The organism is Leeia aquatica, from assembly GCF_012641365.1.
Classification (GTDB): domain Bacteria; phylum Pseudomonadota; class Gammaproteobacteria; order Burkholderiales; family Leeiaceae; genus Leeia; species Leeia aquatica.
Genome location: NZ_JABAIM010000003.1, coordinates 351,329 through 367,234, shown reverse-complemented (window position 1 = coordinate 367,234; position 15,906 = coordinate 351,329). Strand labels below are relative to the sequence as shown.

General features: G+C 61.2%; 13 protein-coding genes. 9 read left to right on the top strand and 4 right to left on the bottom strand.

What is annotated here, in order from left to right; genetic code table 11:
- Window positions 1-5: 5 nt before the first annotated feature.
- Window positions 6-1,637: a methyl-accepting chemotaxis protein gene (locus HF682_RS14420; protein ID WP_168878015.1), complete on the bottom strand. Its 1,632-nt coding sequence runs from the start codon at window positions 1,635-1,637 to the stop codon at window positions 6-8.
- Between the two features lie 138 nt (window positions 1,638-1,775).
- Between HF682_RS14420 and nhaA the strand changes: the two genes are divergently transcribed.
- The 8 genes from nhaA to HF682_RS14380 all read left to right on the top strand — a co-directional run bounded on the left by nhaA (window position 1,776) and on the right by HF682_RS14380 (window position 10,875).
- Entirely contained in the window at window positions 1,776-3,107 is a 1,332-nt protein-coding gene (gene nhaA, locus HF682_RS14415) for a Na+/H+ antiporter NhaA (RefSeq protein WP_168878014.1), read from the top strand.
- An 85-nt stretch (window positions 3,108-3,192) separates the two neighbouring features.
- The gene (miaB, locus tag HF682_RS14410) at window positions 3,193-4,530 is read left to right on the top strand and encodes a tRNA (N6-isopentenyl adenosine(37)-C2)-methylthiotransferase MiaB (protein WP_168878013.1); all 1,338 of its coding nucleotides are present in this window, start codon (window positions 3,193-3,195) and stop codon (window positions 4,528-4,530) included.
- A 10-nt stretch (window positions 4,531-4,540) separates the two neighbouring features.
- Complete coding sequence (locus HF682_RS14405; protein WP_168878012.1) at window positions 4,541-5,491, top strand: PhoH family protein; 951 nt, start codon at window positions 4,541-4,543, stop codon at window positions 5,489-5,491.
- Window positions 5,488-5,976 carry an rRNA maturation RNase YbeY gene (ybeY, locus tag HF682_RS14400; RefSeq protein ID WP_168878011.1) on the top strand — a complete coding sequence of 163 codons (489 nt, stop codon included), beginning with the start codon at window positions 5,488-5,490 and terminating at the stop codon, window positions 5,974-5,976. The genes HF682_RS14405 and ybeY overlap by 4 nt, the downstream gene beginning before the upstream one ends.
- Window positions 5,942-6,379 carry an SMU1112c/YaeR family gloxylase I-like metalloprotein gene (gene gloA2, locus HF682_RS14395; protein WP_168878010.1) on the top strand — a complete coding sequence of 146 codons (438 nt, stop codon included), beginning with the start codon at window positions 5,942-5,944 and terminating at the stop codon, window positions 6,377-6,379. The genes ybeY and gloA2 overlap by 35 nt, the downstream gene beginning before the upstream one ends.
- Before the next feature lie 73 nt (window positions 6,380-6,452).
- Window positions 6,453-7,307 (top strand): CorC family transporter, encoded by an 855-nt coding sequence (locus HF682_RS14390; protein ID WP_168878096.1) that lies wholly within the window; start codon window positions 6,453-6,455, stop codon window positions 7,305-7,307.
- Entirely contained in the window at window positions 7,297-8,826 is a 1,530-nt protein-coding gene (lnt, locus tag HF682_RS14385) for an apolipoprotein N-acyltransferase (protein WP_168878009.1), read from the top strand. The genes HF682_RS14390 and lnt overlap by 11 nt, the downstream gene beginning before the upstream one ends.
- 402 nt (window positions 8,827-9,228) lie before the next feature.
- Window positions 9,229-10,875 carry a methyl-accepting chemotaxis protein gene (locus tag HF682_RS14380; RefSeq protein ID WP_205882091.1) on the top strand — a complete coding sequence of 549 codons (1,647 nt, stop codon included), beginning with the start codon at window positions 9,229-9,231 and terminating at the stop codon, window positions 10,873-10,875.
- A gap of 41 nt (window positions 10,876-10,916) precedes the next feature.
- On the opposite strand, the gene HF682_RS14375 is transcribed toward HF682_RS14380, so the two are convergent.
- A complete protein-coding gene (locus HF682_RS14375; protein WP_168878008.1) occupies window positions 10,917-11,678 on the bottom strand; it encodes a flagellar brake protein in 762 nt (253 codons plus the stop codon).
- Window positions 11,679-11,874: 196 nt separating this feature from the next.
- On the opposite strand from HF682_RS14375, the gene HF682_RS14370 reads away from it, so the two are divergent.
- The gene (locus HF682_RS14370) at window positions 11,875-12,453 is read left to right on the top strand and encodes a TetR/AcrR family transcriptional regulator (protein ID WP_168878007.1); all 579 of its coding nucleotides are present in this window, start codon (window positions 11,875-11,877) and stop codon (window positions 12,451-12,453) included.
- On the opposite strand, the gene HF682_RS14365 is transcribed toward HF682_RS14370, so the two are convergent.
- Together HF682_RS14365 and HF682_RS14360 are read right to left on the bottom strand one after the other, a co-directional pair.
- The gene (locus tag HF682_RS14365) at window positions 12,454-13,926 is read right to left on the bottom strand and encodes a protein adenylyltransferase SelO (protein WP_168878006.1); all 1,473 of its coding nucleotides are present in this window, start codon (window positions 13,924-13,926) and stop codon (window positions 12,454-12,456) included.
- Between the two features lie 125 nt (window positions 13,927-14,051).
- Entirely contained in the window at window positions 14,052-15,863 is a 1,812-nt protein-coding gene (locus HF682_RS14360) for a 2-isopropylmalate synthase (RefSeq protein ID WP_168878005.1), read from the bottom strand.
- Window positions 15,864-15,906 lie beyond the last annotated feature (43 nt).

Below are 15,906 nucleotides of genomic sequence, written 5' to 3'. Positions count from 1 at the left end.
CTTATTCACGATTCAGTACGGCTGAGTTGGAATCGTTGAACCGCCTGCAGCAAGGCGGTGCTTTGTTGCTCAAGGGCGTGGCTGGTGGCGCTGGCTTGCAGCAGGGTGGAATGGTTGGTGCTGCTCATGTCAGCGACCCGCTCGGTATCCTGTGCCACCAGATGATTGGCCTGGACTTGCTCTTGCAGTGCGATGGTGATTTCTGACACTGAACTCAAGGCCGCCTGCACATGGCTGCCAATCGCATTCAACTGCTCTCGAGTGGTGGTGGCAGTTTCCATGGTGGCCTTGACCTGACGAACATTGTTTTGCATGCGTTCCACGGTCTGCCCTGTCTGCTGCGTAATGCGAGAGACCACTTGGGTAATGTCACTGGTGGCAGTGGAGGTATGCTCAGCCAGTTTGCGAACCTCGTCCGCAACCACCGCAAAGCCTCGCCCCATTTCGCCTGCACGCGCAGCCTCAATGGAGGCATTCAGCGCCAGCAGGTTGGTTTGCTCGGCGATGGACGCAATCACCTTGACCATGCCATTGATTTCAGTACTGCTCTCGGCCAAGGTATGTACCTGTTGTGCAGAGTCCTGGATGGAGTGGCTCAAGCGCTCCAGCTCCAGATGCATGTCCCCGATCCGGGTCAGGGCGTGCCGGGCGGCGCTATCGGTAGCTTGAACCCCTTCACGGGCATGTGTCGCGTTGTCCTTGATCACGGCTATGCTGGTGGCGGACTGCTCAACCGCTGCCGCAATCGAGCTGGTGGCTTCGTCCAGGGTATCGGTAGCCGAGACGGCATGATTGACCGATTCGCCCATATGTCGGGATTGGTCGTTCAATTGTCTGGCCAAGCTACTGATCTGTTCTACCAGAGCATGAAGCTGTTGCCGCATCACCCCCAGCGAGGTCAGCAACAGGCCGGTTTCATCCTGGCCAGCGGCAGGGGGCAAGGCACTCAGATCACCTTGTGCGATGGTCTGCGCATAATGCACGGCGGTTCTCAGCGGCACAACAATGCTGCGGGCGATCCAGCGGCTCAGCAACAGGCTGATGGCAATCGCTGCCAGCAGCAGTCCGATGCTGATGGTGAGGGTGCGTTGGTATTGCTGCTCGCCGTCCTGATAGAGTCGCTGAGCTTCGCGTAACTGCAGGTCTATCAGTTCAGAGATTTTGCCAGATACCGGGTCGATGACTGGGTACATGTTCTTTGCGGCATATTGAGCCACAGCCTCTGCATTATTCTGCCGAATGAGGCCCAGCAGCTGGCTGATTGAGGTATCCGCCTGTTTCATCAGGGTGTCCGCCTCACCGGCCAGACGTGCTTCGTCTGGCGTCAGATAGGTGCTGCGATAGGCCTGCCATTCCTTGGCGATGGTTGCCCGGGCGGTTTCGATGCTTTGCTGGGCTGCCGTGGCATTCAGGTTGCCATTGCGCAGCTTGTGCGTGGTATCAACGATGTTGACCGCATACATGTCGGCCACCACTTTCAGCTGCTTGAGTGGAACCACCCGGTCATTGTAGGTGCTGGCAAAATCCTGATTGATGGCGCGCATGTTATAGAGGCTGACCAATCCGGTGAGTACAATCAACAGCAATAGACAGCCTCCCAGCAAGTACAATCGGGAAGCGATATGACGTTTGAGCATGCTGCACCCTCCGGACAGGGATTCAGTCAGATGGAACCACTTTCTTTTCAACCTAGTCCATGATCAGGGAAATGCAATGCTGGCCACAGTTTGCGGCCGAAACGGGCAAGCTACTCCCCGAAATTTAAAGGAGCCGTGATGACGGTTGACACACGACACACCATTCTGCGATTCATCGTGGCCCCGATCGAACGCTTCACGGCGCTGTCTGCCGCCAGTGGTATTGTTCTGTTGCTGGCGACAGCCGCCGCCTTGCTGTGGGTGAACCTGGGTGGGGAGCATGCTTACCATGCCTTGTGGGAGCTGCCGGCCGGGTTGAGTCTGGCCGGGCTTGGCTTGCAGTTGCCGCTGCATGCCTGGATCAATGATGGCCTGATGGCGGTGTTTTTCCTGCTGGTCGGGCTGGAGATCAAGCGAGAGTTGCTAGTGGGCGAACTGGCCAGCCTGCGGCAAGCGGCGCTGCCGGTGGTGGGGGCCATTGGTGGCATGCTGGTCCCCGCGGCCCTCTATCTGTATTTCAACCCGCACCCGCCGGCTGCCAACGGCTGGGGGGTGCCGATGGCCACCGACATTGCCTTTGCGCTGGGGGTGCTGACCTTGCTGGGCAACCGGGTGCCGCCATCACTGCGGGTGTTTCTGGCGGCACTGGCGATTGCCGATGACCTGGGTGCGGTGCTGGTCATCGCGCTGTTCTACAGCGGTGCCTTGCAGTGGGACATGCTGCTGGCTGCAGGTGGGGTGTGGGTGGTGCTGCTGCTGGGCAACCGGCTGGGGGTGCGCAGCCTGTGGTTTTACCTGTTGCCGGGGGTGGCCCTGTGGTATCTGGTGCTGCAATCCGGGGTGCACGCCACGGTGGCAGGCGTGTTGCTGGCGTTTGCCATTCCGGCCCGCCCGCAGGTGGCGCCGGGGCTGTTTCTCAAGGATGCACAGCGCCTGCTGAACGATCTGGCACAGCGTGACCCCAACCGCCTGTCGCTGTTGCTCACCGATCAGGAAGCACAAAACATCGTGCATGGACTGGAGGCGGGCTGCGAAGCTATCCAGGCCCCACTGCAACGGCTGGAGCATGGCTTGCACGGCGTGGTCGCGTTTCTGATCATGCCGCTGTTTGCCTTCGCCAATGCTGGCATCCATCTGGATGCCAGCCTGCTGACCACCCTGCAGCAACCGCTAGCACTCGGCATTGTCGCCGGGCTGGTGCTGGGCAAGCCCTTGGGCATCCTGCTACTGTGCGGGCTGGCGCGGCTGCTCCGTTTGGCGCGGCTGCCCGAAGGTGCACGCTGGCGTGACCTGTTTGGTGTTGGCTTGCTGGCGGGGATGGGCTTTACCATGTCGATCTTCATCGCCAGCCTGGCCTATCCGCTGCCTGAGCAACTGGAGCAGGCCAAGGGCGCCATTCTGCTGGCCTCGGTGCTGGCCGGGGTGCTGGCGACGCTGTGGTTTGCTGTATTGGGGCGACGCGCGGGGTGAACGGACGGCGCGCCTTGGGGCTTTGTGATAAAATCGCCCCATTTAATCAAGTATTTGCCCGCCCTTGGTGGGTAGGGTCCGCAGCATGAGCAAGAAACTGTATATCAAGACCTTTGGCTGTCAGATGAACGAGTATGACTCGGACAAGATGGCCGATCTGCTGAACATCAGCGAGGGCTTGTCGACCACCGACAATCCGGACGAAGCCGATGTGATCCTGTTCAACACCTGTTCGGTGCGGGAAAAGGCGCAGGAAAAGGTGTTCTCCGATCTGGGGCGGGTGCGCCACCTCAAGCAGCAGAACCCGGGCCTGATCATTGGCGTCGGCGGCTGTGTGGCCTCGCAGGAAGGCGAGGCCATCGTCAAGCGTGCGCCGTTTGTCGACGTGGTGTTCGGCCCGCAAACCCTGCACCGCTTGCCGGAAATGATGGCGGCGCGGCGACAGAGCGGTGAAGCGCAGGTGGACATCAGCTTCCCCGAGATCGAGAAGTTCGACAGCCTGCCACCGGCCAAGGTGCAGGGCGCGACGGCCATGGTGTCGATCATGGAGGGCTGCAGCAAGTACTGCAGCTTCTGTGTGGTGCCGTACACCCGTGGCGAAGAAGTGTCGCGCCCGTTTGATGATGTGCTGACCGAAGTTGCCGGTCTGGCGGTGCAAGGGGTGAAGGAAGTGACCCTGCTCGGGCAGAACGTCAACGCCTATCGCGGGCTGATGAGCGATGGCGAGATTGCTGATTTTGCTTTGCTGCTGGAGTATGTGCACGAAATCCCCGGCATTGAGCGCATCCGCTTTGTCACCAGCCACCCGAAGGAAGTGACGCCACGGTTGATCGACTGCTTTGCCCGTCTGCCCAAAGTGGCCTCGTTCTTCCATCTGCCGGTACAGGCGGGTTCGGACCGGGTGCTGATGAACATGAAGCGGGGCTACACCGCGCTGGAGTACAAATCGCTGGTACGCAAGCTGAAAGCGGCGCGGCCGGACCTCAGCCTGTCATCCGATTTCATCGTGGGCTTCCCCGGAGAAACCGAGGCGGACTTCGAGAAGACCATGCAGCTGATCGAAGAGATGGGGTTCGACCAGAGCTTCTCCTTCGTGTACAGCCCGCGCCCCGGCACGCCTGCGGCAGACCTGACCGACGATACCCCGCAAGAGGTCAAGCTGGCGCGGCTGGCGCGCCTGCAGGCCCGCATCAACGAGCAGGCGCGTGCGATCAGTGAAAGCATGCTGGGCACCGTGCAGAAGGTGCTGGTGGAGGGGGTGAGCCGCAAGAGCGACAGCGAGCTGTTTGGCCGCACCGAGAACAACCGCACGGTGAACTTCCCCGGCAACCCGCGCCTGATCAACCAGTTTGTCGATATCCGCATCACGGCGGTCAACCCTAACACCTTGCGTGGTGAGGTGGTGACCCACGAAGCGGCATGAAGGAGTGTGTGTGACGGTACTGGAAACCGCGTTTACCCCGGTCGATAACCAGAAGCTGGCCAATCTGTGTGGTGCGCTGGACGAAAACCTGCGACAGATGGAAAGCGGGCTGGGGGTGCAGATCAACCGCCGCGCCGAACAATTCCGCATTGAGGGTGCGCCGGATAAAACCGCGCGGGCCATCGAACTGCTGGAAACCCTGTATGGCCGTGCCAATCGGCCCATCGAGGTCGAAGAGGTGCAACTGGGGGTACTGGAAACGCTGCGCCCGGATGCGGGCGGGCCAGACAGCCGTGGGCCGATTCTGCTCACCCGCCGCCCCGACCTGCGTGGGCGCACGGCACGGCAAGTGAGCTACCTGCAAGCCATCCAGCAGCACGACATCACCTTTGGCATCGGCCCGGCCGGGACTGGTAAGACTTATCTGGCGGTGGCCAGCGCGGTGGACGCGCTGGAGCGCGATCTGGTGAAGCGTCTGGTGCTGGTGCGCCCAGCGGTGGAGGCTGGCGAGCGGCTGGGCTTCCTGCCCGGAGATCTGGTGCAGAAGGTCGACCCCTATTTGCGCCCGCTGTACGACGCGCTGTACGACCTGATGGGTTTCGACAAGGTGCAGCGCTGCTTTGAGCGCAACCAGATCGAGATTGCCCCGCTGGCCTTCATGCGTGGCCGTACCCTGAATCACGCCTTCATCATTCTGGACGAAGCCCAGAACACCACGCCCGAGCAGATGAAGATGTTCCTCACCCGCATTGGCTTTGGCAGCAAGGCGGTGGTGACCGGTGACGTGACCCAGGTGGACCTTGACCGCCGCCAGAAGAGTGGCCTGGTGGAGGTGCAGCAGATTCTGCAGGATGTGCGCGGGCTGTCCTTCCATCACTTCCAGGCAGAAGACGTGGTGCGCCACCCACTGGTTCAACGCATCATCCACGCCTATGACCAGTGGCAGGGAGAGGGCGCATGAGCCGCAAGCAGTTACACCTGACGGTGCAGTGCGAGAGCAAGGCCCGTGATCTGCCCAGCCGCAAGCAGTGGCAAGACTGGGCCACGGTGGCTTTGCCGGAGACGGTGCCAGTTGAGCTGACCCTGCGCATTGTCGATGCGGAGGAAGGCCAGCAATTGAACCGGGAGTACCGGGGCAAGGATTACGCCACCAATGTGCTGACCTTTACCTTCGACGATGACGGCCCGCTCATCGACGGCATGCCGCTGTTGGGCGATATTGTGCTGTGTGCACCGGTGGTGGCGCGTGAAGCGGCAGAACAGGGCAAGGCCCTGCACGACCACTACGCCCATTTGCTGATCCACGGCATGCTGCACCTGCGTGGTTATGACCACCTGGAGGACGACGAAGCCGAGGAGATGGAGGCACTGGAAACCCGCCTGCTGGCCGGTCTGGGCATTGCCGATCCTTATGTCGAATCCGGCGGGCGCGCCATTGACGACTGAGTGGCTCAGCGGCATCCACCATGTGGCGCTGATCGTCAGCGATCTGGCGGCAGCCCGGCATTTCTATGTCGAGCTGCTGGGGCTACGGGAGCGGGCCGCGCACTACCGTGCCGAGCGCGATTCGTGGAAGGTGGATCTGCAGCTGCCGGATGGTCGCCAGCTGGAGCTGTTTACCTTTCCGCAGGCCCCGGCGCGTCCCAGCCGGCCCGAAGCGCTGGGTTTGCGCCACCTGGCGTTTCGGGTTGGCGATCTGGATGGGCTGATTCAGCACCTGGCTACCGCTGGCGTGTCGTGCGAACCGGTAAGGGTGGACCCTTATACCGGTGCCCGCTTTACCTTCCTGCCCGATCCGGATGGCTTGCCGATCGAACTGTACGAAGCGGTCCCTGCCCCGCTGTCATGAAAATATCGCTTGCCCGCCGCGCAAGGTTACACCGTATAATCAGCCACATCTGCATTCCTGCTTGTCCAACCCAATGGAAGGTTCCCCCAAGCCACCGGCCAAACACTCCTGGCTGGAACGGCTCTCCGCATTCCTGATGCGCGAACCCGAAGACCGTGAACAACTGGTCGAACTGCTGCACGCTGCCTTTGAACGTAACCTGATGGATGCTGACGCCCTGTCGATGATCGAGGGGGTGCTGCAGGTGTCCGACCTGCGCGCAGGTGACATCATGGTGCCCCGGGCGCAGATTGACACGATTAACGTGGCGGAGCCGATTGCCCGCTTCATGCCGATGGTGCTGGAAACCGGGCATTCCCGTTTTCCGGTGTACGAAGGCAACCGCGATCAGGTGATTGGCATTCTGCTGGCCAAGGACCTGCTGCGCTACTTCGTCGACCCGGACAGCTTTGACCTGCGCGACAGCCTGCGTCCGGCGGTATTCATCCCGGAATCCAAGCGGCTGAACGTGTTGCTGAAGGAGTTCCGCGCCAACCGCAACCATATGGCGGTGGTGGTGGATGAGTACGGCGGTGTCGCGGGTTTGGTGACGATCGAAGACGTGATCGAGCAAATCATCGGTGATATCGAAGACGAGTACGATTTCGATGAAACCGAAGACCACCTGCTGCAAGACCGTGATGGCAGCTGGCGCGTCAAGGCCGTCACCGAAGTGGCCGATTTTAACGAGGCCCTGGGGGTTGACCTGCCCACCGACGAGTTTGACACCATCGGCGGGCTGGTGGTGCACCAGTTTGGGCACCTGCCCAAGCGGGGCGAGCGCGTTGAGGCGTTCGGGCTGCAGTTTGAGGTGTTGCGGGCAGATAGCCGTCGCCTGTACTCGCTGCAGGTGAGCCGTGCGCGCCATGGCGGGCCGGATGCCGCGTGATCACGCGGTGTCCATGACACCGCCCCGACTGCCCCGCGGTATGCCCTCCCTGCTCGCCTTGCTGGCGGGGGGCACAACGGTGTTTACCTTCGCACCCTTCCTGGTGGGCTGGCTGGCACCGCTGCCCCTGTTCGTGCTGTTCGGGCTGTGGTTGCACCACGCCCCCAGCCCACGTCGGGCAGCCTGGCTGGGTTTTCTGTTTGGCCTTGGCAGTTTTCTCGGCGGGGTGCACTGGGTGTATGTCAGCATGTCGGTGTATGGTGGCATGCCACCGGCACTGGCTGCGCTGAGTACCTTTCTGTTTTGCGTCTATCTGGCGGTATACCCGGCGCTGGCCGGGTGGTTGCAGGCCCGTGCCGCTCAGTCAGCGCCGCTTGGCTGGCGTTGCCTGCTGTTGATGCCGCTGGCCTGGACCCTGTGTGAAGCCTTGCGTGGTGTGTTATTGACCGGGTTTCCCTGGTTGTCGCTGGGCTTTAGCCAGACCGACACCCTGCTGGCAGGCTGGGCCTCGGTACTGGGGGTGCATGGGGTGAGCTTGCTGTTGGCGCTGGTGGCCGGCGGCCTGCTATGGATGGGGAGCTGCCGGCGCGGCCCGGTGTGGCGTCGCGGTGGTTTGCTCATTGCGCTGATCTACGGCAGTGGCTGGGGCTGGCAACACATTGCCTGGACCACGCCAGTTGGCGCACCTCTCTCGGTGTCCCTGCTGCAAGGCAATATCCCGCAAGACCTGAAGTGGAATCCGGACAATACCCGGTTGTCGCTGGAGGTCTATCAGTCGCAGATCCATGCAGCGCGCGGTCGCTTGCTGATACTGCCCGAGACGGCCTTTCCGCTATTGATGGAACAGCTGCCGCAGGGTTATCTGCAGGACTTGCAGCGTACCGCTCAGCAAAAAGGCGCTGCCTTGTTACTGGGCTTGCCAGAGCGTGGGCCGAGCGGGGATTACTACAACAGCATGTTGCTGCTGGCAGCAGACGAGCGGCCACAGTGGTACCGCAAGGTGCATTTGGTGCCGTTCGGCGAATACCTGCCACTGCAGCCGTTCAGCAGCTGGGTGCTGCGCATTTTGCATATTCCGCTTGCGGACATGTCCCCCGGTCAGCCTGCGCAGCCACCCATTACGTTGGGGGGGCTGCGCATTGCAGGCAACATCTGCTACGAAGACCTGTTTGGCCATGAACTGCGCAATGGGGCGCGTGATGCGCATCTGCTGGTCAATGGCAGCAATCTGGCCTGGTTTGGCAATTCAGTGGCTTTGCCGCAGCATTTGCAGATTGCCCGCTTTCGCAGCCTGGAGACGGGCCGCCCCATGCTGCGTGCCACCAATACCGGCATGACGGCAGCCATTGAGTTTGATGGCCGGGTCGTCGCGCAGGCTGCGCCCTTCCGCGCAGCAGTGGTGGAGGCGACTGTGCAGCCTCGCAGCGGAATGACCCCCTATCTACGATGGGGGGACCACTGGCTGTGGCTGGCACTGCTGCTGTTTCTGACAGCTGGGCGCTGGCGCCGGACGGTGTAACGCGAGGCACGGTTTCGCAGTGTCCGCACCTTTGCCATCGGGGTAGCCCCGTCACCGATCCCCTTATCCCCCTCCTGTGGTGCAGCACTGTGTGCCGTGCTTGCAAGCTTGCAGTGCGCGCGCTTTCGGCCTGGGGCATTGCGGCTTCCTTCGCCTCTGTTTATTGCATACAATATTCAAATGTAACGTTTTAATAAAAATGTAATAATGACAAATGAGAGATTTACTCAATGCAGCGCGGCCTGGCGCTGCGGTCAGCACCAGAAGCCAGCTGCCAGCTGGAACACAGTGTGGTTTTGACGGGAAAACACGATCACTAAATAGGCTTTCGTTTTTCCCAAAGGCATCTAGGATAAAAAAGTAACCTGCAGCAGGCAGGAATAACGGGGCGAGGGAATAATCATGATGCCAGTCATGTTGCGGCAGAAGATACGTTTGGGTTTTGTGGGCTTGCTGGTGATGCTGGTGGTGGTAGGGCTGCTGGGCTGGCGCGGTTTGCGGGTGCAGGGCGCGGCAGCAGGGCACAGCGATGCTGTGGTGCGGGTGATGCTGACCTCCTTGGCGAATTTCAGGGCAGAAGTTGGCAATCTGCGCCGCTTTGAGAAAGACATGCTCATCAACGCTGGTCTGGGGGATGCGGGCAAGGTCAAGGAATATCGCGGCAAGTGGGAGGATTCGGTCAAAGCAGCAGAAGCACAGCTGAATGTATTGAGCAGTGCTGACCCGATGCTGCAAGACGATGCGGACAAACTGAAACAGCAAGCCGAGCAGTTCCGTGGCTTGCTGTCGGCCTACGCCGGCGGGATGCGCGGCGTGGCAGATGGCATGGGTGCGGGGGGTGACCTGAAAGCGCTGTATGAGGCGGTGAAGAAGGTTCGTGAACCGACCCACCAGCTGGAAGATGCAACGACCAAGGCCTATGCTGCAGCCCTCAAGGAGATTGAAGCCAATACGGAAGAGCGCAATGCAGGCCAGCAGGCCGCGATCCGCTGGAGCCTGCTGGTGTTGCTGGCAGCGGTGGTGTTGGGTTCGGGTTTGGCCTGGAAGATATCCCGGGATATCAGTACGCCGCTGGGGCGTATGGAAGCGGATCTGGAACAGGCCGCAGCCCAGCGCGACCTGCGCCACCAGTGGATCGCCAAAGCGCAGGATGAAATTGGCCGGATGACCCAGGCGCTGGGTAGCCTGATGCAGGCTTTGCGCAATACCTTGCAGGAAAGCCAGCGCATCTCAGCGGAGGTGAAGCAGGCCGCTGGTGGCATGAGCCAGCGTGCGGGGCAGGTTGAGACGGTTTCCGCCGAGCAGGCGGATGCCGCCGCATCCACGGCTTCAGCAGTGGAGCAGCTGTCAGTCAGTATCCGGGTGGTGTCGGACAATGCACGCGGCGTGGCCAACGATGTGGAGCAGGTGCAACATGCGGCCAGCAGTGGCAGCCAGGTGGCCACCGAGGCCGCCCATGCTCTGCAGGGTATTGCCGGGGTGGTGACCGATGCGTCGCGCGGGGTGGATCAACTCGGCCAGCGTTCGATCGAGATCGGTGGCATTGCCCAGTCGATCAAGGAAATTGCTGATCAAACCAATTTGCTGGCCCTGAATGCCGCCATTGAAGCTGCGCGAGCCGGTGAGCAGGGGCGTGGTTTTGCGGTGGTAGCGGATGAGGTGCGCAAGCTGGCAGAGCGGACCGGGCAGGCCACCAATGAAATCACCCGTATCATCGCTGCGGTGCAGGATGATACCCGCCAGGCGGTGGGCTCCATGCAGGAGGTCAGCAGCCGGGTACAGCATGGTGTTGGGTTGACGGCCTCGGTGGCGGATTCACTGCAGCAGATTCGTGGTCTGGCCGAGCAGTCGGTGGTCAAGGCGTCGGATATTTCCACCGCAATCTCCGAGCAGGGGGTGGCCAGTGACATCATCAGCCGCAATGTGGAGCAGATCGCCAGCATGACCGAGAGCAATCATGAGGCCATGACTCAAGTACGCAGGCTTAGCGATGAGCTGTCGGCCCAAGCCACTGAGCAGGACCGACTGATTGCCCAGTTCAAGATCTAACAAGAAATGTAAGCTGATGAGGCGGGCGGGAAACCGCCCGTTCAGCGTTTCAGCAGGGCATTGCGCTCACGTTCCAGCTGGGCAATGAAACGCTGCAGAATATTCTGCACACTGGAGCGGGGGGAGATGAACTGGCAACCCATGCGATGGCTGATGCCACCGCCGCGATGTTCGATGGTCACCACATTGCGCACTTGCAAGGCCAGCGGCAGGATGCCGAACTCCCGCAGGTCCAGCTTGCAATCGGGCAACTCTTCCAGGAAGTTGAACTGGGTCGGGTTGCCGACGGTGAGACCGACGCCCCCCAGGCTGATGTCGTGCAAGGGTAACACCTGCTCACCTGACTCATGACCATGCACCGTGAGCAGATAGGGATTGCTGATGGGCGTTTCCAAGCGGAAAAACTCTCGCCGCTGCAATTTGATGGCGGTATCCGGCACCGCAACGGCAAATGCCGGGCGGCCATTAAAGCTGACCTGCTGAGCCTGGGTGGTGACGAACTGGATTTTCACGCCACCGGGCGAGGTGACAAACACATTACGTTCGCTATTGAGGAAACGCTGATTGGTCGCTTCGCTACCGCCCCAATCCAGAATCAGCTGGCCTTTGGCCGGATCGACATCCAGCAGGGTGGTCAGCATGAAATCCTTGCCATGGTTGAAATACACCGCCACCATCTGTCCGCTCTTGATCAGCGTGCGCAGGACGTACACCACTTCCACGGCGGAATGCAGTGTATAGCGGGCCAGATCATCGCTGGTCGCAAGGGGGACGGGGTTTTCCGTTTCGGGGCTGTCGGTCATTTTTCCTCTTCAACCGCAAGCGGCACATTGGCAGGTGAACCTGATGGAATTATTGCACAAGCTGCCCCGTTCTGGCTGCCAGTCTGTTCGACCGGGTGTCGGCTGGTGCTGCATTGTGTCATGTGTTGCGGCGGACGTTACGGTATCATGTCTCATATTCCGGATAAAGCAAGCGCTGCACTGACAGCGTGACCATATGGCCAAAGTCAAAACACACGAAGAAGCCAACCGCCGTACCGATCTGGTGCGTGCTGCCGCCCGCCTGTTTCGCGAGAAAGGGTTCGAGCGGACCACGGTGCGCGACATCGCCAACGCGGTAGGCATGCAATCGGGCAGTATTTTCTATTACTTCAAGAGCAAGGAAGAAATCCTGCTCGTGGTGATGGAAGAAGGGCTGTTACTGGCATTGCAAGACCAGGAAACGGCCCTGCAAGGGGTGAACACCGCACGTGAGAAGCTGCGCGCGCTGATGCGTGCTCATCTCAAGACCTTGCTCGAGCGGGGCAGCGATTTCATCCCGGTGCTGCTGTATGAGTGGAAATCGCTGTCCGAAGAGTCGCAGGCTCGCATTGTGAACCTGCGGGACCGCTATGAGCAGTCGTGGAATGAAACCCTGCAGGCGCTGAAGGACGAAGGCGCGATCCCCACCTCAGTGCGCATCACCCGCCTGTTCGTGTTTGGTGCGCTGAACTGGACCGCGCAGTGGTACGACCCCAATCTGCGGCTGGATATTGATGGGGTGGCCGACCGCGCACTGGAGCTGTTTGTCCGTTGATCAGCTGGAGCAGCTGACGCAGATTTGTGCGGCCCAGTCCGGCGGTGCCTCTGCATAGTGCGCCAGCTCTGGCTGTTCCTCAAACGGCTTGGCCAGCAAGCCCAGCAAGCGGTTTACTTCACTGAAATCCCGATCATCTTCGGCCTGCCGGATCGCCTGCTCCGCCAGATGATTGCGCAGGATGTACTTGGGATTGGCGGCGCACATGGCCGCTTGTCGCTCGTCATCAAGGCCAGACGTCAAGGCCAGCCGTTGCCGATAACCTTGCAGCCAGGCGTCGCAAGCGGCTGGGTCTTGAAACAGGGCGCGCAGATTCAAGTCCGCCGTCCCGGCTTGCCGCCCGACATGGCTGAGTTGGCGCCAGAACCGGGTGTAGTCCACCTGCTGTTGCTGCAGTAGCTGCAAGGTGGCCTCAATCAGCGGGGCATCCTGCTCAACTGGCTGGCTGCCCGCCAGCCCCAGTTTGGCTTGCATGCGCTGCAGCCAGGCCGCTTCAAACTGTGGTGCATAGTCTTCCAGCGCGGCAATGGCGGCGTCCCGGTCCAACAGTGGCAGCATGACGCTGGCGAGAATCTGCAGGTTCCATAGCGCCACGCCCGGTTGCTGGTCAAACGCATAGCGCCCGCTGTGATCGGAGTGATTGCAGATGTGCCCGGCGTCGTAGCGGTCCAGAAAACCGAAAGGGCCGTAGTCCAGCGTCAGCCCCAGAATGGACATGTTGTCGCTGTTCATCACACCGTGGCAGAAGCCCACCGCCTGCCACGCCGCCATCAGCTCCGCGGTACGCTGGATCACCCGTTGCAGCAGGGCCAGGTAGGGGGCGGGGGTGTCGCGCAGGTCAGGCCAATCATGGTCGATCACGTAGTCTGCCAATTGGCGCAGCAAGTCGTGCTGCTGGCGCGCGTAGAACCACTCGAAGTGGCCAAAGCGGACAAAACTGGGGGCCAGCCGCACCACCACGGCAGCAGGTTCTGCTCGTTCCCGATAGACCGGCAGGTCACTACCTACCAGCGCCAGTGCGCGGGTGGTCGGGATGCCGAGCCCGTGCATGGCTTCACTGCACAGGTATTCCCGTATCGACGAGCGCAACACCGCGCGGCCATCGGCATGGCGGGAAAAGGGCGTCATGCCTGCGCCCTTCAGTTGCACCTCCCAGTGACCCTCCGGCCCTAGAACCTCGCCCAGCAACAGCGCGCGGCCATCACCCAGTTGCGGTACAAACACGCCAAACTGATGGCCGGCATAGGCGCTGGCCAAGGGCTGACACCAATCAGGCAGCTGATTGCCGCTGGCCAAATTCAGTAATTCCTGACCGGTGAATGTTGTCTCATCCAGCCCCAGCAAACGGGCGGCAGCCAGATTGGCGCTGACCAGCCAGGGGGCGGGCAGGGGATCGGGTGCTTGCCAGGCAAAAAAGCCTTCTGGCAGGCGGGCAAAACGATTCTGGTGGGGCAGTTGTGACAGGCTAGGCATGGTGGCTCCGTTTCACCCCATGGTAACGGGGCTGCGAGCTACGCTCAAGCGAGCGGGTGCCTGGTCCCCCAAAAGCAAATGGCCGGCTTGTGGCCGGCCCGCGGTAGGCTTGTGGCCTGAACCCGCTAAACCTGTGGGTTGACCTTCTGCTCCTGACCCGCGAGGCGAGCCAGTGCGTCGAGGTAAGCCTTGGCGCTGGCCACCACGATGTCGGTGTCTGCGCCTTGTCCGTTGACTACCCGTCCCGAGCGGGATAGTCGTACCGTCACTTCGCCCTGACTGTCGGTACCACTGGTGATGGCGTTGACCGAGTACAGCAGCAGCTCGCTGCCAGACTGCATCAGGTTCTCGATCGCCTTGAACGCGGCATCGACTGGGCCGGAGCCGCTGCTGGCGGCGCGCTGCTCGTTGCCGTTCTGGCTGATGACGATCTCAGCCTGCGGCACTTCGCCGGTTTCGGTATGCACACGCATCGACACCAGTTTCAGCGCATCGTGCTCGTGTTGGGTGGCTTCATCGCTGACCAGGGCTTGCAGGTCTTCGTCGAAGATTTCCCGTTTCTTGTCGGCCAGCTCCTTGAAGCGGGCGAAGGCGGTGTTCAGTGCTTCCTCGCTGTCGAGCACAATGCCCAGTGCTTCGAGCTTGGTGCGGAACGCGTTGCGGCCAGACAGCTTGCCCAGCGTCAGGCGGTTGGTACTCCAGCCGACCGACTCTGCGCTCATGATCTCGTAGGTTTCACGGTGCTTCAGCACGCCATCCTGATGAATGCCGGATTCGTGGGCAAAGGCATTGGCACCGACGATGGCCTTGTTCGGCTGCACCGGGTAGCCGGTGATGGTAGAGACCAGCTTGCTGCTGGGCACGATCTGGGTAGCGTCAACGCCGGTGTGCACACCAAAGATGTCCTGTCGGGTTTTCACCGCCATCACCACTTCTTCCAGGCTGGCGTTACCGGCCCGCTCGCCGAGGCCATTGATGGTGCATTCCACCTGACGGGCGCCGCCCAGTACCGCAGCGAGTGAATTGGCCACCGCCATGCCGAGGTCGTTATGGCAGTGGGCGGACCAGATCACCTTGTCGCCCCCTTTGGTCTTGCCGATCAGCTCGCGAAAGAAGGCTTCGGTACGTTGCGGCACGGCATAGCCAACAGTATCCGGTACGTTCAGGGTGGTGGCACCCGCTTCGATCACGGCACTGAAAATGCGGGCGAGAAAGTCGATGTCCGAGCGCAGCGCGTCTTCGGCTGAAAACTCCACATCGTCGGTATATTCACGCGCCAGTTTCACGGCGGCCACGGCGGCTTCCACCACCTGATCCGGTGTCATGCGCAGCTTCTTCTCCATATGGATCGGGCTGGTGGCGATGAAGGTGTGGATGCGGCCACGTGCGGCCGGGCGGATGGCTTCACCGGCGGCACGCACATCGTTCGGGTTGGCGCGGGCCAGCGAACAGACGGTGGAGTCCTTGATCACTTCGGCAATGGCGCGGATGGCATCGGCATCGCCCGGGCTGGCGGCGGCAAAACCGGCCTCGATGATGTCCACCCCCAGCTTTTCCAGCTGGCGGGCGATGCGGATTTTCTCATCCTTGGTCATGGCCGCGCCGGGGCTCTGTTCGCCATCGCGCAAGGTGGTGTCAAAAATATAGAGGCGGTCGCTCATGTTCGATACCTGTGGCTGGGATGCTGTGACCACCGGGGTGGCCACGGCAGGGCTGCCTTCGGCAGCCAGATAATGGTGAATGCTGAAACTGCGCCCCTGTTGCTGGGCAACCACGCTCAGGCGGTTGACCTGCGCCAGCGGGATGCTGCCGCGCTCGCGCCATTTGTAGATGGCGGCGCGTGACAAAGGATCGTCCGGGAAGGCCTGGTTAAATGCCTCGCATAATGCGGCCGGTCCGCCAAAGTCACTGATCAGACGTTCGATGTCCAATTGCACGGTGCTGTCCTGTCAAAAAGCTGTTCCCACTGTAGAGGGTGTT

Excerpts from the sequence above, each read along its gene's own strand:
- HF682_RS14420 (WP_168878015.1), bottom strand. The coding sequence starts at position 1,637 with ATGCTCAAACGTCATATCGCTTCCCGATTGTACTTGCTGGGAGGCTGT.
- nhaA (WP_168878014.1), top strand. The coding sequence starts at position 1,776 with ATGACGGTTGACACACGACACACCATTCTGCGATTCATCGTGGCCCCG.
- miaB (WP_168878013.1), top strand. The coding sequence starts at position 3,193 with ATGAGCAAGAAACTGTATATCAAGACCTTTGGCTGTCAGATGAACGAG.
- ybeY (WP_168878011.1), top strand. The coding sequence starts at position 5,488 with ATGAGCCGCAAGCAGTTACACCTGACGGTGCAGTGCGAGAGCAAGGCC.
- gloA2 (WP_168878010.1), top strand. The coding sequence starts at position 5,942 with ATGTCGAATCCGGCGGGCGCGCCATTGACGACTGAGTGGCTCAGCGGC.
- HF682_RS14390 (WP_168878096.1), top strand. The coding sequence starts at position 6,453 with ATGGAAGGTTCCCCCAAGCCACCGGCCAAACACTCCTGGCTGGAACGG.
- lnt (WP_168878009.1), top strand. The coding sequence starts at position 7,297 with ATGCCGCGTGATCACGCGGTGTCCATGACACCGCCCCGACTGCCCCGC.
- HF682_RS14380 (WP_205882091.1), top strand. The coding sequence starts at position 9,229 with ATGATGCCAGTCATGTTGCGGCAGAAGATACGTTTGGGTTTTGTGGGC.
- HF682_RS14375 (WP_168878008.1), bottom strand. The coding sequence starts at position 11,678 with ATGACCGACAGCCCCGAAACGGAAAACCCCGTCCCCCTTGCGACCAGC.
- HF682_RS14370 (WP_168878007.1), top strand. The coding sequence starts at position 11,875 with ATGGCCAAAGTCAAAACACACGAAGAAGCCAACCGCCGTACCGATCTG.
- HF682_RS14365 (WP_168878006.1), bottom strand. The coding sequence starts at position 13,926 with ATGCCTAGCCTGTCACAACTGCCCCACCAGAATCGTTTTGCCCGCCTG.